At 71.6% G+C, this 19,832-nt stretch carries 19 protein-coding genes and 1 tRNA gene; 13 read left to right on the top strand and 7 right to left on the bottom strand.

Translation table 11 applies throughout. The annotated features are described in order from the left end of the window. The first annotated feature begins 1 nt into the window (after window position 1). The 3 genes from ACZ6ZN_RS11465 (at window position 2) to ACZ6ZN_RS11455 (ending at window position 2,015) form a co-directional block, all read left to right on the top strand. A complete protein-coding gene (locus tag ACZ6ZN_RS11465) occupies window positions 2-520 on the top strand; it encodes a hypothetical protein (protein WP_398110193.1) in 519 nt (172 codons plus the stop codon). A 150-nt stretch (window positions 521-670) separates the two neighbouring features. Then, a complete protein-coding gene (locus ACZ6ZN_RS11460; protein WP_398110194.1) occupies window positions 671-1,165 on the top strand; it encodes a tyrosinase family oxidase copper chaperone in 495 nt (164 codons plus the stop codon). Then, window positions 1,149-2,015 carry a tyrosinase family protein gene (locus tag ACZ6ZN_RS11455; protein ID WP_398110195.1) on the top strand — a complete coding sequence of 289 codons (867 nt, stop codon included), beginning with the start codon at window positions 1,149-1,151 and terminating at the stop codon, window positions 2,013-2,015. The genes ACZ6ZN_RS11460 and ACZ6ZN_RS11455 overlap by 17 nt, the downstream gene beginning before the upstream one ends. Window positions 2,016-2,109: 94 nt before the next feature. On the opposite strand, the gene ACZ6ZN_RS11450 is transcribed toward ACZ6ZN_RS11455, so the two are convergent. The 4 genes from ACZ6ZN_RS11450 to ACZ6ZN_RS11435 form a co-directional block, all read right to left on the bottom strand. Next, the gene (locus ACZ6ZN_RS11450; protein WP_469645193.1) at window positions 2,110-2,391 is read right to left on the bottom strand and encodes a chaplin; all 282 of its coding nucleotides are present in this window, start codon (window positions 2,389-2,391) and stop codon (window positions 2,110-2,112) included. 194 nt (window positions 2,392-2,585) lie between these two features. Then, window positions 2,586-3,545 (bottom strand): D-2-hydroxyacid dehydrogenase family protein, encoded by a 960-nt coding sequence (locus ACZ6ZN_RS11445; protein ID WP_469645191.1) that lies wholly within the window; start codon window positions 3,543-3,545, stop codon window positions 2,586-2,588. Between the two features lie 91 nt (window positions 3,546-3,636). Further along, window positions 3,637-3,942: a hypothetical protein gene (locus tag ACZ6ZN_RS11440; protein WP_469645189.1), complete on the bottom strand. Its 306-nt coding sequence runs from the start codon at window positions 3,940-3,942 to the stop codon at window positions 3,637-3,639. Between the two features lie 115 nt (window positions 3,943-4,057). Beyond that, window positions 4,058-4,130 (bottom strand) — tRNA-Arg (locus ACZ6ZN_RS11435). Between the two features lie 321 nt (window positions 4,131-4,451). On the opposite strand from ACZ6ZN_RS11435, the gene ACZ6ZN_RS11430 reads away from it, so the two are divergent. From ACZ6ZN_RS11430 to ACZ6ZN_RS11390, 9 genes are all read left to right on the top strand, one after another. After that, window positions 4,452-6,059 carry a dynamin family protein gene (locus tag ACZ6ZN_RS11430; protein ID WP_451878041.1) on the top strand — a complete coding sequence of 536 codons (1,608 nt, stop codon included), beginning with the start codon at window positions 4,452-4,454 and terminating at the stop codon, window positions 6,057-6,059. Window positions 6,060-6,062: 3 nt separating this feature from the next. Continuing rightward, window positions 6,063-7,913, top strand: a complete 1,851-nt coding sequence (locus ACZ6ZN_RS11425) for a YfjP family GTPase (RefSeq protein WP_469645187.1) — start codon at window positions 6,063-6,065, stop codon at window positions 7,911-7,913. 252 nt (window positions 7,914-8,165) lie between these two features. Then, the gene (locus tag ACZ6ZN_RS11420; protein WP_469645184.1) at window positions 8,166-8,642 is read left to right on the top strand and encodes a single-stranded DNA-binding protein; all 477 of its coding nucleotides are present in this window, start codon (window positions 8,166-8,168) and stop codon (window positions 8,640-8,642) included. A gap of 272 nt (window positions 8,643-8,914) precedes the next feature. Continuing rightward, window positions 8,915-10,321 carry a Cys-Gln thioester bond-forming surface protein gene (locus tag ACZ6ZN_RS11415; RefSeq protein ID WP_398110265.1) on the top strand — a complete coding sequence of 469 codons (1,407 nt, stop codon included), beginning with the start codon at window positions 8,915-8,917 and terminating at the stop codon, window positions 10,319-10,321. A gap of 473 nt (window positions 10,322-10,794) precedes the next feature. Continuing rightward, window positions 10,795-10,998, top strand: a complete 204-nt coding sequence (locus ACZ6ZN_RS11410; RefSeq protein ID WP_359325161.1) for a cold-shock protein — start codon at window positions 10,795-10,797, stop codon at window positions 10,996-10,998. 253 nt (window positions 10,999-11,251) lie between these two features. Further along, window positions 11,252-12,766, top strand: a complete 1,515-nt coding sequence (locus tag ACZ6ZN_RS11405) for a DEAD/DEAH box helicase (protein WP_469645180.1) — start codon at window positions 11,252-11,254, stop codon at window positions 12,764-12,766. 239 nt (window positions 12,767-13,005) lie between these two features. Further along, window positions 13,006-13,185: a hypothetical protein gene (locus ACZ6ZN_RS11400; RefSeq protein ID WP_469645677.1), complete on the top strand. Its 180-nt coding sequence runs from the start codon at window positions 13,006-13,008 to the stop codon at window positions 13,183-13,185. Window positions 13,186-13,240: 55 nt separating this feature from the next. After that, entirely contained in the window at window positions 13,241-13,567 is a 327-nt protein-coding gene (locus ACZ6ZN_RS11395) for an SCO5918 family protein (protein ID WP_469645177.1), read from the top strand. Between the two features lie 560 nt (window positions 13,568-14,127). After that, entirely contained in the window at window positions 14,128-14,499 is a 372-nt protein-coding gene (locus ACZ6ZN_RS11390; protein WP_469645174.1) for a MerR family transcriptional regulator, read from the top strand. A gap of 77 nt (window positions 14,500-14,576) precedes the next feature. Here the strand turns inward: ACZ6ZN_RS11390 and rfbD are convergent, their stop codons facing one another. The 3 genes from rfbD to ACZ6ZN_RS11375 are packed head-to-tail and all read right to left on the bottom strand — an operon-like array spanning window position 14,577 to window position 17,508. Further along, complete coding sequence (gene rfbD / locus ACZ6ZN_RS11385; protein WP_469645674.1) at window positions 14,577-15,425, bottom strand: dTDP-4-dehydrorhamnose reductase; 849 nt, start codon at window positions 15,423-15,425, stop codon at window positions 14,577-14,579. A 32-nt stretch (window positions 15,426-15,457) separates the two neighbouring features. After that, window positions 15,458-16,444, bottom strand: coding sequence for a dTDP-glucose 4,6-dehydratase (rfbB, locus tag ACZ6ZN_RS11380; protein WP_469645171.1), 987 nt, complete (start codon window positions 16,442-16,444; stop codon window positions 15,458-15,460). Continuing rightward, the gene (locus ACZ6ZN_RS11375) at window positions 16,441-17,508 is read right to left on the bottom strand and encodes a glucose-1-phosphate thymidylyltransferase (protein WP_469645168.1); all 1,068 of its coding nucleotides are present in this window, start codon (window positions 17,506-17,508) and stop codon (window positions 16,441-16,443) included. Before ACZ6ZN_RS11375 ends, rfbB begins: the two co-directional genes overlap by 4 nt. A gap of 220 nt (window positions 17,509-17,728) precedes the next feature. Between ACZ6ZN_RS11375 and ACZ6ZN_RS11370 the strand changes: the two genes are divergently transcribed. Next, entirely contained in the window at window positions 17,729-19,810 is a 2,082-nt protein-coding gene (locus tag ACZ6ZN_RS11370) for a glycosyltransferase (protein WP_469645165.1), read from the top strand. Window positions 19,811-19,832 lie beyond the last annotated feature (22 nt).

Genomic DNA, 19,832 nt, shown 5'->3' with positions numbered 1-19,832 from the left:
GATGAAGTCGACCACCCGAGGAACCCTCGCCGCAGTGCTGACGTGTGTGGCGGCCGCAGCCGGCGCCGCCGCCGCGACCCCCGCCGCCGCGGTCGGCACGGTCCCCGTCCCGCTGCCGCTGGGCGGCGCCGAGAAGGCGCTCGACATGGAGCTGCCCGAGGCCACCGGGCACCTCCCCCTGCCCGTGCCGGGCTCGCCCGACGGTCCCCGCTACGTCGAGGGCCGGCTCCTGCCCGACCGGACCGTGCCGCAGCTGCCCGTCCACGGGGGGCTGCCCGGCGCCGACGTGCGGGCGCCCCTGCCGCACGTCCTCGGCGCCGGCTTCGACCACCTGGGTGTCGACGCCCCCGCCTCCGACCTGCACACCCTCGCCCCGGGCCTGTCGGTCGACGCCCCGCTCGGCGCGCCCAACCCGGCCGGCTTCGGCCTGCCTCAGGCGCAGCTGCCCCAGGTGGGGCTGCTCGCCCCGCTGGTGCAGACCGTGCCGACGGCGGACCTGGGCATCGGCCCCGGCCTCTAGGGCCCGTAGCGCCTGTACGGCCTGTACGGCCTGTAGGGGTGCGCCCCTGACGGGAGTTCTCGTGTGGCCCTCGCGGCGGTGACCGCGGGGGCCTTCGGGCTGTTAGCGCTACGGACACCGACGACGAGCCCCGAGCACGAGGAGCACAGGATGGTCACAGCGGCCGGCGGAGTACCGGTGGGAGCCGAGCGGGAAGCGGCGGGGGGCCCGGCCCCGCGGACCCGGCGGGGTCTGGTGCGAGGCTTGCTGGCCGTGGCGCTGGGCGCCGCGGCCGTGCCCGTCGTCGCGGCCACCCGGTTCGGGGAGCCCGAGGCCGCGGACGGCGGGAACCCCGACCTGTGGACCGGCGACGGCGGGTTCGAGGAGACCTACCGGGGCCGCCGCATCCAGGGCGTGCCGCTCGTCCCCGAGCAGGCCTCCGGGGACGAGCAGTGGCACGTCACCGTGGACGGCCGGCCGCTGCACCTGATGCGCCGGGCCGACGGCACCTGGCTGAGCATGGTCGACCACTACCGCTCCTACCCCACCCCCCTGGCGGCGACCCGGGCCGCCGTCGACGAACTCGGCCCCGGGCAGCGCCTGCGCGACCTGCCCGGCCACGGCCCGGGTCAGCGGGACGGGGGAGCGCATGGCGTACACGCGTAAGGACGTCAGCACGCTCACCGGCAGCGAGAAGCGCCGGTTCGTCAACGCGCTGCTGGAGGTGAAGCGGCGCGGCGAGTACGACGAGTTCGTGCGCACGCACATCGAGTACTACGCCTCCGACGGCGAGGACGGCCTGCGCACGGCCCACATGGCGCCCTCCTTCCTGCCCTGGCACCGGCAGTTCCTGCTGGAGCTGGAGACGGCCCTGCGGCGGGTCGACGCTTCGGTGTCGGTGCCCTACTGGGACTGGACGCGCAACCGCTCGGCCACGTCCACGCCCTGGACGGACGACCTCCTCGGCGGCACCGGCCGGCGCTCCGACCGCCGGGTGACGACCGGGCCGTTCGCCTACGCGCAGGGCAACTGGACCATCAAGGAGGGCGTGACGGACGAGGAGTTCCTCACCCGGGACCTCGGCCGCGCCCGCGACCCGATCCAGCTGCCGACGAAGAGCGAACTGGAGCAGGCCCTCAAGGACCCGGTCTACGACGTCTCGCCCTGGGACTCCACGGTCCGCAAGGGCTTCCGCAACAAGCTGGAGGGCTGGGGGAGCGGGCGGGGCAGCGCCTCCTGGCTCAACCACAACCGCGTGCACCGCTGGGTCGGCGGGGCGATGGTGGGCGGGGCCTCCGTCAACGACCCGGTCTTCTGGCTGCACCACGCCTTCGTCGACCTGGTGTGGTCCCGCTGGCAGCAGCGGCACCGCGAGCACCGCTACCTCCCGGCGAAGCCGCCCGGGCGGGGCAGCGCGCAGTACCGGCGGGTCGTGGCGCGGCACGAGCGGCTCCCACCCTGGGACCTGACACCGGACCAGTTGGAGGACCACGGGCGGATCTACCGGTACGCGTGACGCGTCCGGACGTCCCGCACGCGAGAGGAGCCCCGGCGCGTCAGGTGCCGGGGCTCCTCGTCGTGCACAGGCTGTGCACGGGGGTGCGTGCGGATCAGTTGCCGTACCCGTAGCCACCGTCGTGGTGCTTGGGGTCGTCCTTGTTCTCGCACTGGTTGCCGAACGCCGGGTTGAGCAGCCCGATGATGTCGACCGTGTTGCCGCAGACGTTGATCGGGATGTGGACCGGGACCTGGAGGATGTTGCCCGACAGGACGCCCGGCGACCCGACGGCCGCGGCCTGGGCACCCGCGTCGGCCGTGGCCAGCCCGGCCCCGCTCAGTACCACGGCACCCGTGCCCAGTGCGACGCCGGCCGCCTTCGCGATGCGAGACATCACGTACTCCTTCTGATCGGTGAGCACGGGGGCAGGTGGCGCCACCGTGCTTCCCGTTCAACGCGCCCGCTGACGGAGGGTCACGGCGATCATGGCCGGATCACCCGTCCTGAAGGCGGACGGGGCCGGAAGGCGCCGTGCTCATGGCGACTCGGGCCGCCTCGGGGCGGCTGAGGGCGCCGGGTCCAGGCAGCTCAGGGGAGCCGGCGCACGGGGGAGCCGTCGAGGAAGGCGCGGATGTCCTCGACGGCGTGGCCGTAGTAGGTGGCGTAGTTGGCGCGGGAGACGTACCCCAGGTGCGGGGTGGCCAGCAGGCGCGGTGCCGTGCGCATCGGGTGGTCCGCGGGCAGCGGCTCGACGTCGAAGACGTCGACCCCGGCGCCGGCGATCCGGCCCGAGCGTAGCGCGTCGAGCAGGGCGTCCTGGTCGACGATCGCCGCGCGCGAGGTGTTGACCAGGTAGGCGGTCGGTTTGAGCAGGGCGAGTTCGGCGGCGCCCAGCAGGCCGCGGGTGCGGTCGCCGAGGGCGAGGTGGACGGAGACGAAGTCGCTGTCCGCGAGCAGCTCCTCCTTGGACGCGGCGAGTTCGACCCCCACCTCGCCGGCGCGCTCACGGGTGAGGTTCCGGCTCCAGGCGCTCACCCGCATGCCGAAGGCGAGGCCGACCTGTGCCACCCGGGAGCCGATCTTCCCCAGGCCGAGGAGGCCGAGCCGACGACCGTACAGGTCGGCGCCGACCGTGCTCTGCCAGGGCCCGTTGGAGCGCAGGGCGTTGCTCTCCTCGACGATGCCGCGGGCGAGACCGAGCAGCAGCGCCCAGGTCAGTTCGACCGGCGGGGTGGAGGAACTGGCCGTGCCGCACACCGTGACGCCGTGCGCCTCGGCGGCCGCGTAGTCAATGACCGAGTTGCGCATCCCGGAGGCGACGATCAGTTTCAGCCGGGGCAGGCGGGCGATCAGCGAGCCGGGGAAGGGGACGCGTTCGCGCAGGGTCACCACGATGTCGAAGCCGGCCAGGGCCTCGGCGAGGGCGTCCTCACCGTCGAGGTGCCGGCCGAACGACACGACCTCGACCTCGTCCGCGACCGAGGACCAGTCGGCGGCCTCGCCGGCCACGTCCTGGAAGTCGTCGAGCACAGCACAACGCAACCGCACGCGTCGCCCCTTTCCCACTTGTTCCCTCTCGGCGGCCCCGCCCGACGCCGTCGATGCCGGCTTTCACGCCGATGTGCACGCGCGGTGCGGATCAGCGCGGGTCGTCGGACTCGCGCGCCCAGGCGTAGGGCATCGGCTCGTTCGTGTCCAGCACCCAGGGGCTGGGGTACCTGGCGTGACATCCCGTGCACCGAGCGACGAACGTCCCGATCTCGGGGTTCGTCATGATGCTGTAGTGCGCTGACGGCAGCGCGCGCATCACGTAGCCGTTCGCCGTCGTCTCCAGCGCCGGCCACTCGGGCGAGCACGCACACGGCCTCTCCCGCGCGAACGTCTCGTCGCCCGGTGCCTCGTGCGTGTTCCGGAGCGTCGCGAAGAGCTTCCTCAGCGACTTCACGCCGCCTCCCGTCCATTGCCCGACGCGTCGGCCCCGCGCCCATGAGCCGCTCAGACTACCGCTGGGGCCCAGCCTGACCAGCAAAAAGCCCTCCCGGAGGGAGGGCGGAGACGTGCGCCCCCGGCAGGACTCGAACCTGCGGCCAAGCGCTTAGAAGGCGCCTGCTCTATCCACTGAGCTACGGGGGCCGGGTGTGGTGGCCTCTGTCGTGGTGCCCGGGTGTGGGCCGAACCGTGACGTTGCCGGGGACAAGGATAGGGCTCCCGCGTCCTCGTCCCTGTTGCTTCGCCTCCGTGGCTCGATGTGGAGGTTCAGTGAAGCGGTCCTGATAATCGCAGGCAGGTACGAATCGTGCATCGCTTTTGGCGTCTGCGGCATCGGGTGTTGTGCACTCGTTATGCCTGGAGTGCGCCTGTGTCCCAGTCGTCCCTTCCGTCCCTTGTGTTCTATCGGCGCGCAGACATGCTCATATGCTTCAGAATTCCCCTAAAATTGGGCATTCTGCACATGTGGTGACCTTGGACGTACGGCCTCAGCTGCTCGACGCACTCTCCGCCCTGCGCGACCGTGTCGCCGCCGCACGCTTCCCGCTGCCCCTGGCGGGGGCCCCACGCGCGCGTGCCAACCGCGACGAACTGCTCGCGCAGCTCGACGACTACTTGGTGCCCCGGCTGCGCGACCCCGAAGCGCCGCTTCTGGCCGTCGTCGGCGGCTCCACGGGCGCGGGCAAGTCCACGCTCGTGAACTCCCTCGTGGGGCGCCGGGTCAGCGAGGCCGGGGTGCTGCGGCCCACGACACGGACCCCGGTGCTGGTCTGCCATCCGGAGGACCACCACTGGTTCAGCGGCATGAGAGTCCTGCCCGACCTCACGCGCGTGTGGATGCCCCAGCAGGACGCCCCCGACGACCTGTTGCTCCCGGGCGAGAACCCCGCGCGCGTGCTGCGCGTCGAGACCGCCGAGACGCTGCCACCCGGACTCGCCCTGCTGGACGCCCCCGACATCGACTCCCTGGTCGCCGACAACCGTGTCCTGGCCGCCGAACTCATCTGCGCCGCCGACATCTGGGTCATGGTCACCACCGCCGCCCGGTACGCCGACGCCGTCCCCTGGCACATGCTGCGCACCGCCAAGGAGTACGACGTCACCCTGGTCACCGTCCTGGACCGCGTGCCCCACCAGGTCGTCAACGAGGTGTCCCGGCAGTACGGCGCCCTGCTCACCAAGGCCGGCCTCGGCGAGCTGCCCCGCTTCACCGTCCCGGAACTGCCCGAGTCCGCCTGGGGCGGCGGGCTCCTGCCCGCCTCGGCCGTCGCCCAGTTGCGCAACTGGCTCATCCACCAGGCGCAGGACCCCGCGGCCCGGCAGCAGGTCACCACGCGTACCGCGTACGGCGTCCTGGACTCCCTCAAGTCCCGCATGCCGGAACTGGCCGGTGCCGCCGCCGCCCAGTACGCCGCCGCTCTGCGGCTCACCTCCGCCGTCGAAACGGCCTATGACAGCGAGCACGCGCGCGTGCGGGGCCGGTTGCAGTCCGGCGCGGTCCTCGCCGGGGACGCGCTCAAGCGGTGGCGCGCCTTCCCGCTGGACTGCACCTCCGGTGAACTCCTGGACGCCCTCGTGGAGAGCCTGAGCGCGCTGCTGCTGTGCGCCGTCACGGCGGCCGAGGAACGCGTCGACGACGCCTGGCGCCGCGAACCCGCCTCGGCCGCCCCCGAGCTGGCCGTGCCCGACGCCGCCTCGGAGAGCGCCGAGCACCGCATCGGACTGGCCGTACGGCGCTGGCGGCGGGAGCTGGAGGAGTTCGCCGAGGAGGAGGTCCGCGAGGTCGACCGCACCCTGGCACCCGATCCCGAGCTGGTCACCGCCCTGGTCGCGACCTCGCTGCTGGGCGGCCGCCGGGGCCGCACGGCCGGCGAGTCACTCGCCGAGCGGATCGGCGCCCACGGCGCGCTGCGGCTGCGCGACCGCGCCGGACGGCTGCTCGGCGAGCACGTCGACCGGGTCCTGCACGCCGAACGCGAGCGCCGCCTCGCCCCGCTGGACGCCCTCGACATCCACCCCGAGCCCCAGGCCGAACTCATCGCCGCGCTGTCCGTACTGCAGAAGGAGAGGTGACCGGTGACCGCCGTCACTGACCAGGACCACACCGAGCACGCCGACCGGCCGGACGGCGCGAAGGGGAAGGAGTCCGGCGGGAAGCCGTCCGGCAAGGGCCCGCAGGGCGACCCCGCGGAAGGCGGGCACGCACGCGTGGAGGACGGCCGCGCGGAGCCGGCGGGCGACGCCTGGGACGACGGGCTGATCGCCCGCCGGGTCGACGAGACCGCGCAGAACACCCGCTACCCCACGGCGGACAGCCGCTCCGCCGCCCCGGCGGCCGTCACCCCACTGGTCTACGACGGGCCGCTGCGGGCCCGACTGGAGGCGCTGCGCGAACTCGTGGGCCTGTCCCGCACCCGTCTCGACAGCCGCACCCTGTCCGAAGCCGGCCGGGTGCTCGACGAGGCCTCCGCGCGGCGCCGGCTGTCGGGACAGCACACCGTCGTCGCCATCGCGGGCGCCACCGGCAGCGGCAAGTCACAGCTGTTCAACGCACTCGCCGGGGTGACCATCTCGGAGACGGGCGTACGCCGTCCCACCACCGCGGCGCCCATCGCGTGCAGTTGGAGCGACGGGGCCGCGAGTCTCATCGAACGGCTCGGCATCCCGCCCCGCCTGCGCCGCCGGCCACTGCCGGCCGCGGACGGCGAATCGCCCCTGCGCGGCCTCGTACTGATCGACCTGCCCGACCACGACTCGGCCGCCGTGCAGCACCGCGAGCACGTGGACCGCATCCTGGCCCTGGTCGACGCCGTCATCTGGGTCGTCGACCCGGAGAAGTACGCCGACGCCGTCCTCCACGAGCGGTACCTGCGGCCGATGGCCGCCCACGCCGAAGTCATGTTCGTGGTGCTGAACCAGGTCGACCGGCTGCCCGGGGAAGCCGCCGAGCAGGTCCTCGACGACCTGCGGCGCCTCCTGGACGAGGACGGCATCGCGCTGGGCGAGTACGGAGAGCCGGGGGCCACGGTGCTCGCGCTGTCCGCCCTCACCGGCGACGGCGTCGGCGAACTGCGCGAAGCGCTCGGCCAGTTCGTCTCGGAGCGCGGAGCACCGACGCGCCGCATCTCGGCCGACGTGGACATCGCCGCGGCGCGCCTGTGGCCCGTTTACGCCACACAACGGCGCACGGGGCTCAGCGAGCAGGCGCGGGAGGAGTTCGCCGACCGGCTCGCGGACGCGGTCGGTGCCACGGCGGCCGGCGAGGCCGCCGAACGGGCCTGGCTGCGCAACGCCAACCGTGCCTGCGGCACCCCGTGGCTGCGGCTGTGGCGCTGGTACCAGGACCGGGGCGAGCCCACCACGGGCCGGATCTCCCGCACACAGGCCGACGAGGAGGCCACCGCCCGCCAGCGGGTGGAGCAGGCGGTGCGGACGGTGGCCGACCGGGCCTCCGCGGGACTGCCCACCCCTTGGGCCCAGGCGGTGCGCGAGGCCGCCGCCCGGGGCGCGCACGGGCTGCCCGAGGCGCTGGACGAGCTGTCGGTGCGCGCGGGCGTGCCGACCGGCCGGCCGCCGCGGCCCGGGTGGTGGCCCCTGGCCGTGCTGACACAGGCGTGCATGACGATCCTGCAGTTCCTGGGCGGACTGTGGCTGGTGTGCCAGATCGTCGGCGTCATGGCGCCGAACCTGGGTGTGCCGGTCCTGCTGATGGTGATCGGCATCGTGGGCGGCCCGCTCATCGAGTGGAGCTGCCGCATGGCCGCACGCGGCCCGGCCCGGCGCTACGGGCAGGATGCGGAACGCCGGTTGCGCGAGGCCGCGGCCGGGTGCGGCAGGGCCCGGGTGCTGGACCCGGTGGCGGCGGAGCTGCTGCGGTACCGGGAGGTCCGCGAGCAGTACGGGAGGGTGGTGGGGGCGGGGCGGTGATGCTGCGGTGACGTGACGTGACGTGACGTGACGTCGCGTGGCGTGACGTGGCCTGGCGTGACGTGGCGTTGCGGTGCCGCGACGGCGGCTCTCACTCACTCGGATGACGGCCTTGTCCACAGGTCACAGGTGCGTCCACAGGGTTCAGCGGGCCCGGCTCGACGGCGGCAGTCTGGGGGACACAGCCGTACGGGACGGGCCCGTACCGCATGCCGGTCCGGCGCGGTGAGCCGGGCGAGGGAGGGGTTCACGATGAACGAGACGATGGTCTGCGCGGTGGGCAGGGTGGCGACGCAGCCGGTGTACCGGGAGATGGCGTCCGGCCCCTCGGCACGGTTCCGGCTGGCGGTGACCGCCCGCTACTGGGACCGCGAGAAGAACAGCTGGACCGACGGGCACACCAACTTCTTCACCGTCTGGGCCAACCGGCAGCTGGCCACCAACACGGCGGCGTCCCTGACCGTGGGCGAGCCGGTGGTGGTGCAGGGCCGGCTGAAGGTGCGCACCGACGTGCGCGAGGGGCAGAGCCGGACGTCGGCGGACATCGACGCCGTGGCGATCGGTCATGACCTGGCTTGGGGGACCTCGGCGTTCCGGCGCGGCGGCAGGGCGGACACGCCGACATCCCCGGCGCAGCCCGAGCCCAACTGGGAGACGCCACCCGACGGTTCAACGGCGGAGCTGGGGGCGCAGGAGCAACAACACGTGCAGGTACCGGCTCTGACTTAGCGTCAGTCGTGCCGTCTCCGTCCGGGCTGCGGCTTATCGGCGTCTACGCCCGCTACGACCCGGGTGAAATCGTCGATGAGCCCTGCCCGCAAGGGCTTTGGCGATAACGATTCCGAGTCGGATCACTCGTCCGACTGTCTGACCGGCGGCCGGGCTCCGCCGCATCCCTAGGATGCCGGACATGGCTTCCGGGGCTGGTGTGGCCCGAGATGCTTCTGATTCTGCTGGTGGGACCGTCCCCCCACAACCGGTCCTGCTCGAAGGGGAATTTGGTGCTTGCTTCGTTCTCTGAGCTGTTCGCACGCAGGCGAGGGACCCGCCTGGTCGCCGCGACGCTGGTGTCCGGGATGGTCACCGCGGGCGGGCTGGCGGGCGCCGGCCGGGCCGCCGCGGACGAGACGACGCAGAGACAGGGCGGGGCCGCCGCGACGATAGGGGGCCTCAAGACCTTCGGAGCGGCCGTCATACGCGGCGGCACCGGCGACCGGGAGATCTCGGCGGGGCTCTTCGAGATGTCCGTGGACGGCGGCGGCATGCTGCAGACGTACTGCGTGGACCTGCAGAGCCCCACGCAGCGGGACGCCAAGTACCACGAGACGCCGTGGAGCGGCACGTCCCTGGGCGCCAACCGGGACGCCGGGAAGATCCGCTGGATCCTGCACCACTCCTACCCGCAGGTGAACGACCTGGCCGCGCTGGCACGCAAGGCCGGTGTGCGGGGCCCGCTGACCGAGCAGGACGCGGCGGCCGGCACCCAGGTGGCCATCTGGCGCTACTCGGACGACGCGGAGGTCGACGCCGTCGACCCGCAGGCCGAGCAGCTCGCGGACTACCTGGAGAAGAGCGCCCGCGCCATGACCGAGCCGAGGGCCTCGCTGACCCTCGACCCGCCGGCGGTCTCCGGCCGGCCCGGCGAGAGGATCGGTCCGGTGACCGTGCGGACGAACGCCGGCAGCGCGACGGTGACGCCGCCGGCCGACGCGGCCACGAGCGGTGTTCGCATCGTCGACCGGCAGGGCGAGCCCGTCACCGCCACCACCGACGGCGGACAGGTGTACGTCGAGGTCCCCGAGGAGGCGGACGCCGGTACGGCGGATCTGACCGTGCAGGCCTCGACCACCGTCCCGGTCGGCCGGGCCTTCGCCTCCGAGAGCCGCAGCCAGACACAGATCCTGGCCGGGTCGAGCGAGTCGACGGTGTCGGCGACGGCCGGGGTCACGTGGGCGAAGGAGGGGCCGGTCCCGGCGCTGTCCGCGGCGAAGAACTGCGCCGAGGGAGGGCTCGACGTCATCGCGTCCAACAAGGGCGACGAGCCGTTCACCTTCGACCTGGCCGGGCTCGAGCACACCATCGCCCCCGGTGAGACCCGGACCGTGACCGTCCCCCTCCAGGAGGACCAGTCCTACGACTTCACGATCCACGGGCCGGGCGGCCTGGAGAAGCGCTTCTCGGGGGTGCTGGACTGCCAGACCCGGGGCAGCGCGGACGGTACGACCACCCAGACGCTCAGCGAACCGTCCCCGGCCACGGTCAGCGGTACGGCCGCCGACACCAACCTCGCCGAGACCGGCGGTTCGGCCCTCACGCCCCTGATCGCGGGCACCGCCATCGGCCTGGTCGTCATAGGCGGGGCGACGCTGATCGTGCTGCGGCGCAGGGAGACCACGGCAGGCGAGTGACCGGCTGGTGAATGTCCGGCCGGCGGGCGAATGTCCGGCCGGCGGGCGACCGGCCGGGTGTGCTGCCGTGCGGCGGACACGCGGCCATTCGGTCGATGTGACCTACATCGCTGCAAGGGTGCCCGAGGGCCCGCGCTGCTGGTGGGCTGATCGGTATCGGCACGAGCGGCACAGGGTTGATCATTGGTGGTCAGGGCGTTGCACCTGCAGCCCGCCGACAGAAACACGATGCTTCCGCACCGGCAATATCTGTCGCCGAGAGGACAGAATTAGCTGCGGCACTCGGTGAGTATTCCTCTCTTGGGGATCGGAACGGAAAACGATGAACCCGCAGGCCGGAAGGGGCCGTGCTAACGTCGTTCCCAGTTGCAGGTGTGGTTGCCAGAAGGTTCATTTTCCGACGGTTGATCAACACGGCGACTCGACATCCGCACACGGCGGATGTCGAACACCGTCTCCGAAGGAGAAATGACATGGCTACTGGCACCGTGAAGTGGTTCAACGCGGAAAAGGGCTTCGGCTTCATCGAGCAGGACGGCGGCGGCGCCGACGTCTTCGCCCACTACTCGAACATCGCCACCCAGGGCTTCCGTGAGCTGCTGGAAGGCCAGAAGGTGACGTTCGACATCGCGCAGGGCCAGAAGGGCCCGACGGCGGAGAACATCGTTCCCGCCTGACCCACGCGGCAACGCGTACTTGGCAGCTGGGGCCCGCACCTTGGGGTGCGGGCCCCAGCTCGCTGCATTTTCAGGGCGCACGACGGGAATTTCTCCCACCCCCAGAACGGGGTGCCCGCCCCCGCCGTATCCGTCGATCCATCGAATCGGCGCGCTTCGTTTTCCGGCTCGTTCTCGAGATTCTCTGCGCCGTTCGTCCTGCTGCGGAATTTCCTCGCTACGCGCCCCTGTGCCACATCGAGGAAGGTTTCGCATGAACTCCGCACGCACTCCCCGCACATCGACCCGCTCCAACGCACGCTCCCATGACCGCTCCAAGGGCTCCAAGGGCTCCGAGGCCCGGCGATCCGGGGGTTCGCGGCGTTCCGCCGGCTACGGACGCCGGCAGTCCGCGCCGGGGGGCGAGTTCGCCCCACCCGTCACGGTCACGCCCGCGCTGCCCGCCGTCGAGTCCTTCGCCGACCTCGATCTGCCGGCTCCCTTGCTCACCGCGCTCGGCCACGAGGGTGTGACCGTGCCGTTCCCCATCCAGGGCGCGACCCTGCCGAACTCCCTCGCCGGACGGGACGTGCTGGGCCGCGGCCGTACCGGATCGGGCAAGACCCTGGCCTTCGGCCTCGCGGCACTGGCCCGCACCGCAGGCCGGCGGGCGGAGCCGCGCAAGCCTCTCGCGCTGGTCCTCGTGCCGACCCGGGAACTGGCCCAGCAGGTGACCGACGCGCTGACCCCGTACGCCCGCTCGGTGCGACTGCGGCTCACGGCCGTCGTCGGCGGCATGTCCATCGGCCGGCAGGCGAACGCGCTGCGGGCCGGGGCGGAGATCGTCGTCGCGACGCCGGGGCGGCTCAAGGACCTCATCGACCGCGGGCACTGCCTGCTGGACGACGTCACCGTCACCGTCCTCGACGAGGCCGACCAGATGGCCGACATGGGCTTCATGCCCCAGGTCACCGCGCTGCTCGACCAGGTGCGGACCGGTGGACAGCGGATGCTCTTCTCGGCGACCCTCGACCGCAACGTGGATCTGCTGGTGCGCCGGTACCTGTCCGACCCGGTGGTCCACTCCGTCGACCCGTCGGCGGGCGCCGTCACCACGATGGAGCACCACCTGCTCCACGTCCACGAGGCGGACAAGCACCGGACCACCACGGAGATCGCGGCGCGCGACGGCCGGGTGATCATGTTCCTGGACACCAAGCACGCCGTGGACCGGCTGACGGAGCACCTGCTGCACAGCGGTGTCCGCGCCGCGGCGCTGCACGGCGGCAAGTCGCAGCCGCAGCGCACGCGGACGCTGGCCCAGTTCAAGACGGGTCACGTGACGGTCCTGGTGGCCACCAACGTGGCGGCCCGCGGCATCCACGTCGACCACCTCGACCTGGTCGTCAACGTGGATCCGCCGGTCGACCACAAGGACTACCTGCACCGTGGCGGACGCACCGCCCGCGCCGGCGAGTCCGGCAGCGTCGTCACCCTCGTGACACCCGGCCAGCGCCGCGGCATGCACCGGCTGATGGCCTCGGCCGCGATCACTCCGCAGGTGACGGCGGTGCGCTCCGGTGAGGCGGAGCTCAGCCGGATCACGGGCGCCCAGGCGCCCTCCGGTGTCCCGGTCGTCATCACCGCGCCGGCAGTGCCCCGCCCCCGCCGGTCCGGATCGTCCGGTGGATCCTCCTCCCGCGGTCGCGGCGACCGTGCTTCTCAGGTGCGTGCGAGTGGACGGGCCGGCCGGCGCGGGACGCCGCGTGCCGCCGGTCGGACGGCCTAAAGCTCGGGCGTCGTCCCCTCGGGCATCGTCCCGGCGATCCACGAGGTGGGCCTCGACGTCGTCCCGGCGGCCCGGCCCCCGGCCTCGCGGTCCCGCCGGCTGCGGCTGACCGCTCTCCACTCGTCCCCAGCCAGGAGGCACCTTTGACCACTGTCCTGACACCGCGGCCGCAGACGGCCCCCAGCGTCCCGGCCTCGGCTCACGAGGAGGACGCATCCGGCCCTCGGGTCCGGGGCGACATGACGGTCGAGGTCGCTCTGTCCGTCATGGACGGTGCCCGTGTGGAGCGTCTGCTCCTGTGCGACGAGGACGACCAGTGCACCGGCTCGGTGACCCGGGCCGAACTCGCCGCACACCGTGGCAGTCCCTCGTACACGGATCGGTTGCGTCTGCGGGACGTGCTCGTCTCCGCCCGCTGAACCGCCCTCCCCGCCCTCCCGGGCCACCCCGTCCCCTTCTCCCCGCAGGAGCACCATGCGCTGTGTCATCGCCCGCTATCCGTTCGACCTGACCAGGAACGGCGTGCTGGCCCTGATGAAGGGTGTCACGCCGGAACCCGTCACGGCCGAGTCCGTGGCCATCGGCCGTCGCCGCTACTCCGTCAAGCAGGTGGGCCAGGTCATCACCCGGCAGGACCGTCGTGACTTCACCGCCGGCGAGGTCGTCCGGGCTTTGACGCGCCTCGGATTCACCTGCCACATCCCCGGGGCCGCGCCGGCACACGACCTCACGCCGCTCGAGACGGCGTCGGCCCTGCTCGGCTCGCCCGGACCGGCGGACCACGCGCCCCAGGACATCTGAGCCAAGGCGGGAAACCGCCGCTGCGAGCCCGGTGAGGGCCCTGCCGACGCGCGTCGGCAGGGCCCTCACCGCTGTCCGGGCCCCTGGCGCGGCGGGGAGTCGGTTCAGCGGATCCGACGACACCTGACCCTTGTCTGTGACCAGGACAGAAACCCGCGCTCTCGTGTGCCCAAAAATCTACTCTGGCGAGAGTAGACTTTCGCTACTCGCTCGGTTAGTCTCTTCCTCGTAGTCAAGGTCTGACGAGCCCGGCGGACACGACGAGCCGGGAACGGACGGAAGCAGTAGGTAAGAAGTAGTAGGTACAGAGGAAGAACGGAGGAGTAGACGCCATCGGGATCGCCCGGCCGGAGGTACAGCGGCCGGGTACCGCAAGACCCCGGATTGGAAGGTGGTCCCCGGTCACGCAGCCGCGATCCCCGCTCCCCCCTGTTCAGGGCCGGTAGCGGACAGAGAAGGTCGGCACCGCATAAGGGCCGACAGATGGTGTTCAATTTCCTTCGGGGCCCTGGTGCCGTACGGCACCAGGGCCCCTCGACGCGTTCGTACATCGAGGTGACATGACGGCAGACAGACCCCTCAGTGATCGTCTGGACGACGATGACTACCCCGCCTACACGATGGGCCGGGCCGCCGAGATGCTCGGGACCACCCCCGCGTTCCTCCGGGCCATCGGCGAAGCCCGTCTGATCACTCCGCTGCGATCGGAGGGTGGGCACCGCCGGTACTCCCGCTACCAGCTGCGCGTCGCGGCCCGGGCTCGCGAGCTCGTCGACCGGGGCACCCCGATCGAGGCCGCCTGCCGCATCGTCATCCTCGAGGACCAGCTCGAGGAGGCGCAGCGCCTCAACGCCGAGTACCGCCGCCGCGCCGGCCACACGGCCCCCGACGCCTCCGGTTCCGGCTCCAGCTCCAGCTCCCGCAACGACTGACAGCGACTCTCAGCCGTCCCGGCACGACAACGACCCGTCCGGCAAGGAGCCCCGTCGTTCGTACGCATCTGCTCGGCCTACGGCCGCTCGGCCGCCAGCAGTGCCGGGAACGCCTCGTGCAGCGCCTCGCGCCAGTCGCGGATCGGCTCGATGCCGGCGGCGGACCAACGGTCATGGCCCAGGACGCTGTAGGCGGGCCGGGGAGCCGGACGGACGTAGGCGGCGCTGCTGGTCGGACGCACCCGCTCCGGGTCCGCGCCGAGCAGCCGGAAGATCTCCCGGGTGAGGCCGAACCAGGTCGTCTCGCCGCCGCTGGTCCCGTGGTAGATCCCGGCCGGAGCGGCGCCGGCCAGCGCGGAGTTCCCGAGCCGGACGAGCCGGTCGGCGAGATCGACGGTCCAGGTGGGCTGACCGCGCTGGTCGTCGACCACGTCGAGGGTGTCCTTGACGCCTTCGAGTCTGATCATCGTGCGGACGAAGTTGCCGCCGCCCGCGCCGTACAGCCAGGCCGTGCGCACCACGTAGCCCGCGTCGGGGAGTGCGGCCAGGACCGCCTGCTCGCCCGCCAGTTTGGTGCGGCCGTAGGCGCTTCGCGGGCCCGTGGGGGCGTCCTCGGCGTACGGGGAGCCGCTGTCGCCCGCGAAGACGTAGTCCGTGGAGACCTGGAGCAGCCGGGCGCCGGTTCCGGCGCACGCCGCTGCCAGGTTCCGCGGTCCGTCGCCGTTGATCCGCAGGGCGTCGGTCTCACGGGTCTCCGCGTCGTCGACGGCCGTCCAGGCGGCACAGTTGACCACGACGCCGGGACGGTGCTCCGCCACGGCCCGACGCACCGCCTCCGCGTCCGTGACGTCGAGGTCCCCGCGGGTCAGGCCCACGCTCCGCACGCCGTCGGCCGCCAGGCGGGCGGTGAGGTCCCGGCCGAGCATTCCGCCGGCTCCGGTGATCAGCCAGGTGGAGGTCACAGCGCCGCGCGCTCCTTCAGGGGCTCCCACCAGGCGCGGTTGTCCCGGTACCAGGCGACGGTCTCGGCGAGGCCGGCGGTGAAGTCCTTGCGGGGTTCGTACCCCAGTTCCGTCCGGATCTTGGTGCAGTCCACGGAGTAGCGGCGGTCGTGGCCCTTGCGGTCCTGGACGTACTCGACGCTCTTGTCCCAGTCGGCGCCGCACGCCTGGAGCAGGAGCCGGGTCAGCTCCTTGTTGGACAGCTCGGTGCCGCCGCCGATGTTGTAGATCTCCCCTGCCCGGCCCCGGGTGCGGACCAGCTCGATGCCCTGGACGTGGTCGTCGATGTGCAGCCAGTCGCGGACGTTGCCGCCGTCGCCGTACAGCGGGACCTTCTTGCCGTCCAGCAGGTTCGTGATGAACAGCGGGATGACCTTCTCGGGGAAGTGGTGGTGCCCGTAGTTGTTGGAGCAGCGGGTCACCCGCACGTCGAGGCCGTGGGTGCGGTGGTACGACAGCGCGATCAGGTCGCTGGACGCCTTGGCCGACGAATAGGGCGAGTTGGGCTGCAGGGGATGGGTCTCCGGCCACGAGCCCTCGTCGATGGAGCCGTAGACCTCGTCGGTGGAGATGTGCACGAACACCTTGATCCCGGCGCGGTGTGCCGCGTCGACCAGGGTGTGCGTGCCGACCACGTTGGTGCGGACGAACTCGGCGCCGCCGTCGATGGACCGGTCCACGTGCGACTCGGCGGCGAAGTGCACCACCTGGTCGTGCCGCGCCATCAGTTCGGCGACCAGTTCGGGGTCGCAGATGTCGCCCCGGACGAACGCGAAGCCCGGATGGTCGCGCACCTCGTCCAGGTTGGCCGGGTTGCCCGCGTAGGTGAGCTTGTCCAGGACGGTGATCGCCACGTCACCCGGGCCCGAGGGGCCGAGCAGGGTGCGGACGTAGTGGGAGCCGATGAAACCGGCGCCGCCGGTCACGAGGATGCGGGTCGTCATGAGGAGATCTGCACTTTGCTGTGGTCGCCGAGGACGAGGCGGTGGGCTGCGGGATTGCGGGGCGCGGGAGTGACCTGGACGTTGCGGCCGATGAGCGAGGTCTCGATCCGTCGTACGCCGGTGATGGAGGACTCCCGCAGGACGATGGAGTACTCGACCTCGCTGTCGTCGATCCGGCACTCCTCGGAGATGGACGTGAAGGGGCCGATGTACGAGTCGCTGATCACCGTGCCGGGGCCGATGACGGCGGGACCCACGATGCGCGAGCCGCGGACCTCGGCGCCGGCCTCGACGCGCACGCGGCCGATGATCTCGCTGGACTCGTCGACGCTGCCCTCGATGCTGCGCTCCAGCGTCTCGAGGACGGAGCGGTTGACCTCCAGCATGTCGGCGACGTTCCCGGTGTCCTTCCAGTAGCCGGAGATGGTCGTCGAGCGGACGTCCTTGCGCTGGTCGATCAGCCACTGGATGGCGTGGGTGATCTCCAGTTCGCCGCGCCGGGAAGGCGCGATCTCGCGGACCGCCTCGTGAATCGCGGGAGTGAAGAGATACACCCCCACCAGCGCGAGATCGCTCTTCGGCTCCTCGGGCTTCTCCTCCAACCCGGTCACCCGGCCACTGTCGTCGAGTTCGGCGACACCGAACGACGTCGGATCGGGCACCCGGGTCAAAAGGATCTGCGCGTCGGGGCGTTCCGTGCGGAATCCGTCGACGAGGCCGGTGATGCCGCCGACGATGAAGTTGTCGCCGAGGTACATCACGAAGTCGTCGTCACCCAGGAATTCGCGTGCGATGAGCACGGCGTGGGCCAGGCCGAGCGGCTTGTCCTGGGGGATGTACGTGACGTCGATGCCGAGCTTCGAGCCGTCACCGACGGCTTCCCGGATCTCTTCGGCGGTGTCGCCGACGATGATGCCGACATCGGTGATGCCGGCATCGGCGATGGCCTCGAGCCCGTAGAAGAGCACGGGCTTATTGGCGACGGGCACCAGTTGCTTGGCCGATGTGTGGGTTATCGGACGCAGGCGAGTGCCCGAGCCACCCGACAGAACGAGAGCCTTCATACCGGGCATCCTAACCACGGGGCTGTGCCCGGCTCCTGTCCTGTGTTCCACCGCAGTTTGCCGAAACCTTACGGGTGTTACTCGTTCTGTTCGCGTCGGCGACCGTCGGTTTGACGTGGCCGCGGCCCGGTCGTCACCCGTTAGCCTTGCCTTCGACGAGCGGCGTTGCGCGCCGGTTCATGCCGTGGTGAGTCCCAGCAACTGAGGCGGAAGAAGAGACATGTCCATCAAGGTGAGCGTGGTCGTCCCGGTCTACAACCCGGGCAAGTACATCGAGGACTGCATCGCCTCTCTTCTGCGCCAGAGCCTGCCGGACGACGAGTACGAGGCGATCTTCGTCGACGACGGCTCCACCGACGAGACACCCGAGCGCCTCGACCGGCTGGCTGCCGAGTACCCGCACATGCACGTCGTCCACCAGGAGGGATCCGGGTGGTCGGGCAAGCCGCGCAACGTCGGCATCGAGGCGGCCAAGGGCGAGTTCATCCAGTTCGTGGACAACGACGATTGGCTGGGCGACGAGGCCCTTGAGCGCATGTACGACTACGGGGTGCGCAACGACGCCGACGTCATCGTCGGGAAGATGGCCGGAAAAGGCCGCCCCGTCCCGCTCGAACTGTTCCGCAGGAACCGGCCGCACGCGAACGTCGAGAATGCCCCGCTGATCGACAGCCTCACCCCGCACAAGATGTTCCGCAAGGAGTTCCTGGACAAGCACAACCTCCGCTTCAAGGAGGGGCGCCGCCGTCTGGAGGACCACGTCTTCGTCACGGAGGCCTACCTGCGGGCCGAGAACGTCGCCGTTCTCAGCGACTATCTCTGCTACTACCACGTCAAGCGCGAGGACGCCTCCAACGCGGGCTTCCAGCGTTTCGACCCGGTCGGCTATTTCACCAACCTCCGTGAGGCTCTCGACGTGGTCGAGGAACTCACCGAACCGGGGCCGCTGCGCGACCGGCTCTTCCGCCGCTGGCTGCGTAACGAGATGGTCGAGCGTTTGCGCGGACAGCGTCTGCTGAGCCTGCCCGAGGACTACCGCCAAGAACTGTTCGACGAGATCCACAAGGTGGTCGTCGAGCGTTTCGGGCCCGGTGTCGCAGCGGGTCTGCAACCCACCCAGCAGATCGTCGCCGGTCTGATCTCGGCCAATCGTCTGGCCGAGATCGAGGAGTTCGCGCGATGGGAGGCGGGAATCAAGCCCTTCGGTTCCCTCGAGAGCCTCGGCTGGGAGAACGGCAGGCTGGCGATCGGTTTCACCGCCGAGTACAGGTCGGGAGGCGAGCCTCTCACTTTCCGTGCCGACGGGGAGAAGGACGTGCTGATTCCGCCTCTGTCGCGGACCGGTCTGAGCGCCATCGCCCTGCTCGGCGCCGACACCTCCGCCCCGCTGGACAAGTCCAAGGTGGACCTGGTGGTGCGGGAGCGCGCGACGGCTGCGGAGTTCTTCCAGCCCGTGGAACTCACCCGCGAGAAGCTCGCCGTGGAAGGCGAGGGCAGCGGAGAGAGCGGGGAGAGCCGGAAGGATGGGGAGAGCCGGGAGGACGGGGAGGGCCAGGAGAGCCGGGAGGGCCGGTTCCGCCAGGTGCTGCGCGCCACCTCGCTGGTCGACCCGCTCTCGGCGGCGAACGGCGCCCCGCTCGACGCGGGCATCTGGGACGTGCTCATCCGCATCAGCTCCTGCGGATGGACGAAGGAGACACGCCTCGGTTCCGTGCGCACCGACCAGGCCGGACACGGGCGCCGCGCCGCCGTCGTCGGCTCCCCGGCCCGTACGGTCCTGCCGTACTGGACCGACCCGCACGGCAACCTCTCGCTCGACGTCGACCAGAAGACCAACCGCCTCGCGTACGAGTTCGCCGGCCTGGCTCCCGGCGACGTGACCGTCACGACGAGCCCCGGGCGCCTCTCCGCCGTTCTGCCGTTCCACGTCCAGGGCGAGTGCGAGGCGGCCCTGAAGCTCACCGACGTCGCGTCCGGGCGGTCGGTCGAGGTCGCCGCCACGCTGACCGGCCGCACCACCGGTGACGCCGACCTGCGCGCTGATCTCCCGTCCGGCGAGCCGGCGGAGGGCCACTGGCGGATGGACCTGACCCTGCCGTCGCTCGGAGCCGGCAAGCCGGTGCAGCTCCCGCTGGCGCTGGAGGTGCCGGCGGGCGGCGAGGCCGTGGTCAAGCGCCTGGCTGCGGCCGCCGCCGACCTGGCGGCCCAGGGTCCCGCCCGGCGCGGGCCCGGCTCGCGACCGGCGAAGCCGACGTTCCTGCGCCGCGCGGTCCGCAAGATCCGTCGGACCCTGAAGAAGTGACCGCACGACGCGAACGAGGATC

The sequence above is a fragment of the Streptomyces sp. NPDC053665 genome, assembly GCF_055585285.1.
The sequence above is the reverse complement of the archived record's forward strand: the minus strand, read 5'-3'. Positions and strand labels throughout refer to the sequence as shown.

Excerpts from the sequence above, each read along its gene's own strand:
- ACZ6ZN_RS11465 (WP_398110193.1), top strand. The coding sequence starts at position 2 with ATGAAGTCGACCACCCGAGGAACCCTCGCCGCAGTGCTGACGTGTGTG.
- ACZ6ZN_RS11460 (WP_398110194.1), top strand. The coding sequence starts at position 671 with ATGGTCACAGCGGCCGGCGGAGTACCGGTGGGAGCCGAGCGGGAAGCG.
- ACZ6ZN_RS11455 (WP_398110195.1), top strand. The coding sequence starts at position 1,149 with ATGGCGTACACGCGTAAGGACGTCAGCACGCTCACCGGCAGCGAGAAG.
- ACZ6ZN_RS11450 (WP_469645193.1), bottom strand. The coding sequence starts at position 2,391 with ATGTCTCGCATCGCGAAGGCGGCCGGCGTCGCACTGGGCACGGGTGCC.
- ACZ6ZN_RS11420 (WP_469645184.1), top strand. The coding sequence starts at position 8,166 with ATGAACGAGACGATGGTCTGCGCGGTGGGCAGGGTGGCGACGCAGCCG.
- ACZ6ZN_RS11410 (WP_359325161.1), top strand. The coding sequence starts at position 10,795 with ATGGCTACTGGCACCGTGAAGTGGTTCAACGCGGAAAAGGGCTTCGGC.
- ACZ6ZN_RS11405 (WP_469645180.1), top strand. The coding sequence starts at position 11,252 with ATGAACTCCGCACGCACTCCCCGCACATCGACCCGCTCCAACGCACGC.
- ACZ6ZN_RS11400 (WP_469645677.1), top strand. The coding sequence starts at position 13,006 with ATGACGGTCGAGGTCGCTCTGTCCGTCATGGACGGTGCCCGTGTGGAG.
- ACZ6ZN_RS11395 (WP_469645177.1), top strand. The coding sequence starts at position 13,241 with ATGCGCTGTGTCATCGCCCGCTATCCGTTCGACCTGACCAGGAACGGC.
- ACZ6ZN_RS11390 (WP_469645174.1), top strand. The coding sequence starts at position 14,128 with ATGACGGCAGACAGACCCCTCAGTGATCGTCTGGACGACGATGACTAC.
- rfbD (WP_469645674.1), bottom strand. The coding sequence starts at position 15,425 with ATGCTCGGCCGGGACCTCACCGCCCGCCTGGCGGCCGACGGCGTGCGG.
- rfbB (WP_469645171.1), bottom strand. The coding sequence starts at position 16,444 with ATGACGACCCGCATCCTCGTGACCGGCGGCGCCGGTTTCATCGGCTCC.
- ACZ6ZN_RS11375 (WP_469645168.1), bottom strand. The coding sequence starts at position 17,508 with ATGAAGGCTCTCGTTCTGTCGGGTGGCTCGGGCACTCGCCTGCGTCCG.
- ACZ6ZN_RS11370 (WP_469645165.1), top strand. The coding sequence starts at position 17,729 with ATGTCCATCAAGGTGAGCGTGGTCGTCCCGGTCTACAACCCGGGCAAG.